Annotated in this window: 3 protein-coding genes; 1 reads left to right on the forward strand and 2 read right to left on the reverse strand. The window is 73.2% G+C overall.

What is annotated here, in order from left to right:
• The coding region (locus NBZ83_RS31080; protein ID WP_261576403.1) for an ABC transporter ATP-binding protein at positions 1 to 744 on the reverse strand (744 nt) is incomplete at its 3' end.
• Positions 745 to 1,190: 446 nt separating this feature from the next.
• Here NBZ83_RS31080 and NBZ83_RS31085 point away from each other — a divergent pair.
• Positions 1,191 to 2,075 (forward strand): SDR family oxidoreductase, encoded by an 885-nt coding sequence (locus tag NBZ83_RS31085; protein ID WP_261576402.1) that lies wholly within the window; start codon positions 1,191 to 1,193, stop codon positions 2,073 to 2,075.
• A gap of 92 nt (positions 2,076 to 2,167) precedes the next feature.
• On the opposite strand, the gene NBZ83_RS31090 is transcribed toward NBZ83_RS31085, so the two are convergent.
• Positions 2,168 to 3,157, reverse strand: a complete 990-nt coding sequence (locus tag NBZ83_RS31090) for a class I SAM-dependent methyltransferase (protein WP_261569374.1) — start codon at positions 3,155 to 3,157, stop codon at positions 2,168 to 2,170.
• Between the last annotated feature and the right edge of the window lie 71 nt (positions 3,158 to 3,228).

The raw sequence follows: 3,228 nt of genomic DNA on the forward strand, positions 1-3,228 counted from the left end.
CACCCGCACCCCGGCCAGGCCGTCGGCCCAGCCCGCCGGCGCGGCCGGGGCGTCCACCACGAGCCGCCCGCCACCGCCGGTTCGCAACGCGTCGACCGGCCCGCAGGCGACCATCCGGCCCGCCCGCACGATCCCGACCCGATCACACAGCCGCTCGACGAGGTCCAGCTGATGGCTGGAGAACACCACCGGCACCCCGGCCGCGCGCCGCTCCCGCAGCACCTCGCTCATCACGTCGACCGCGACCGGGTCCAACCCCGAGAACGGCTCGTCGAGCACGAGGGCGACCGGATCGTGCACGAGCGCCGCGGCGAGCTGGACCCGCTGCTGGTTACCGAGGCTGAGTTTCTGCACCTCGTCGTCGCGCCGCTCGGCCACGCCGAGCCGCTCGGTCCACCGCGCCACCGCCCGGCGTGCGGCCACCGGCCTCAGGCCGTGCAGCTGCGCGAGGTAGTGCAGCTGCTCGGCGACCTTCATCTTCGGGTACAGCCCGCGCTCCTCGGGCATGTAGCCGATCCGCCGGCGCATGCGCAGGGTCAGTGGCACCCCGTCGTAGCGGACCTGGCCCGTGTCGGCGGCGAGCACGCCGAGGATGATCCGCATCGTCGTCGTCTTGCCGGCGCCGTTGCTGCCGACGAACCCGAACAGCTCGCCGGCCCTCACCTCGAACGACATCGCGTCAAGCGCCACGATGTCGCCGTAGCGCTTGGACACGGCGTCGACCTCCAACCGCCCGTCGCCCATCAGCACCGCCCTCCCACTCGGTCATCCTGGCGGCGGCTCTGTCGGTCGAACCTTCGGGGTCGCCGCCGGAGGGCTGTTCACACCCCCGATCACCCCCGATCCTCGCGTGAGGGTTCCTGCTTGTCAGCTGTGTGGGGTGTTGTTCTTTTCATGATCGATTTTGGGTGGCCAGTTTCGTCAACAGCGTTGATTATCTTGGTAGCGACAACCACAACGAGGCCGGCGGCCCCGGCCGCGATGCGCGGCCGGGGCCGGGGCCGGGGCGACCTTCCGGACGTGCCCCGCCGGTCGGGAACCCCCTCACCCGGTCTCCGCGGCACCCGGGGCCAGGCCCCCCGCTCCCCCGGCTACCCGGGTTCGCCCGTTCGGCGTGTAAATCGAGGCTTCCTCAGGCTAGGATTCCTGAGGCAGCCTCAGATTATCGGACAAGCGGTTCGGAGACACGGATGATTCTGGTAACCGGTGCCACCGGCTCCATCGGACGAGCCCTCATGCGCCAGCTCCGGCACGACGGCGTCGCGGCGCGGGCGCTGGTCCGCGACGAGGCGAAGGGCCGCGCGCTGGGCGGCGAGTTCGCCGTCGGCGACTTCGACGACCCGCGTTCCATCGCCGCCGCCCTGAACGGGATCGACCGGCTGTTCCTCAACGGCGCCGGGGCGCAGCCGGCGGACGGCGAGCAGCCGATGGTCCGCCAGCAGACGGCGATCATCGACGCGGCGCGCGCTGCCGGTGTCGACCGGGTGGTGAAGGTGTCGGTCTGGCACGCCCACGAGGGCGGACGGCTCGCCGAGGGCGCCCACTGGCAGATCGAGCAGCACCTGAAGGGGTCCGGGCTGGGCTGGTCGGTGCTGCAGCCCAGCGGCTTCATGCAGAACTTCGTCACCGGGCAGGGATCCTTCAGCGCCGACGGGAACCTGGTCGGCGCCTACGGCGACGCCGCGATCTCCTACATCGACTGCGAGGACATCGCCGCCTGCGCCGCCACCCTGCTGACCGGCCCGCGCGGCGACGGCGAGACCTTCCTGCTCTCCGGGCCGCAGGCCCTGACCCACACGCAGATCGCCGAGAAGCTCTCCGCCGCGCTGGGGCGAACCGTGCGCTACGTGAACCTGCCCGCCGACGAACTGGTCGCCGCCCTGACCTCCCAGGGACTGCCACCCCAGTTCGCCGAGGACGTCGCCGTCCTCATGCAGGGGGTGGCACGCGGCGTCCCGGCCCCGACGACCACGGCGGTCCGCGACCTCACCGGCCGCGCGCCCCGCACCTTCGACGACTTCCTCACCGCTCACCGGGAGGACTTGGCGGCCCTCCTGGTGGCAGCACACCGCTGATCGAGGCCTCCGGCGCCCAGGGCGAGGTTGGGCACCGGAGGCTGTCAACACCGTTGATTATCTTGGTTTTTGGGGTCGGGTCGATGGCCGGATCACCCGGGCGTGGGGGCGCGGTCGGCGACGAGAATGCGGCCGTTACGCAGCGAGCGGCGGTGCTGGATCGGGGTGTCGAGGTCCCGGGCGAGGGTGAGCAGGGAGTCGTCCCGGGCGACCGCGAAGCCGCGGGCGCCGACGGCGCGGCGCATGGCCCCCGGCGTCCACACCGAACGGTTCGGCTCCCGGGCCATCGGGTTCGCCTGCCGGGACAGGGCGCTGAGCAGACGCGCCGCCCAGCGGCCGAGCGGCGCGGACGGCGCCGGGGTGTGATAATGCACGATCAGGCGGCTCCCCGGGGCGGAACGGTCGCCGATGATCTGCAGCGTCCGGGCGGCCTGACTGCGGGTCAGGTAGGGGACGACGCCCTCCCAGATCCAGATCGTCGGGACCGACCGGCGGTGGCCCGCGGCGGCCAGCGCCGCGGCGAGGTCGTCCCGGCTGAAGTCCACGGGCACGAAACACGGCGACGCCCCCGCTACCAGCTCGCCGGCCAGCTCGCCGGCCCGGTCCCGCTTGTCACGCTGCGACGCCGGATGGTCGACTTCGAACACCGGCGTCGCGGCGAGTTCCACCATCCGCCACGCTCGCCCGTCCAGCCCCGCCCCCAGGATCACGACCTGCGCCGTGGCCGCGGGCGCTGCGTCGGCCGGGGTGGCGTCGGCCGGGGTGGCGTCGGCTGCGGAGCCCGCGGCGAGGGCGGGATCATCGGTACTCGGTAGCGCCTGGCGGACGGCCTCATCGATCGCGACGGTGCGCGGCGCCATCACCTCGGCGCAGGCCCGCACCATCTCGAAGGTCAGCCGCGGACCCCAGCCGGCCGGCGCGTCACCGGCTCGCACCTGCTCGACGATCCCCCGCTCAGCGGGCAGCAGCAACGCCAACGCCGTCGGATCGTCGAACCGGCCGGGAGCGAGCCGCCCGTGGGCTGCGGCCCGTCCCTGGCAGACCATCACCGCCGTGCGGCTGGCGCCGCCCGATCCACCCATCGGCCGATGGCCTCGCCGCCACGGCCGTCCCGCAGCGCAACCCCGTGCCCTCATCGCGCACCTCCCTCGCC

Source organism: Frankia gtarii (assembly GCF_025403375.1).
In the GTDB taxonomy this organism is placed as follows: domain Bacteria; phylum Actinomycetota; class Actinomycetes; order Frankiales; family Frankiaceae; genus Frankia; species Frankia gtarii.

Excerpts from the sequence above, each read along its gene's own strand:
- NBZ83_RS31085 (WP_261576402.1), top strand. The coding sequence starts at position 1,191 with ATGATTCTGGTAACCGGTGCCACCGGCTCCATCGGACGAGCCCTCATG.
- NBZ83_RS31090 (WP_261569374.1), bottom strand. The coding sequence starts at position 3,157 with ATGGGTGGATCGGGCGGCGCCAGCCGCACGGCGGTGATGGTCTGCCAG.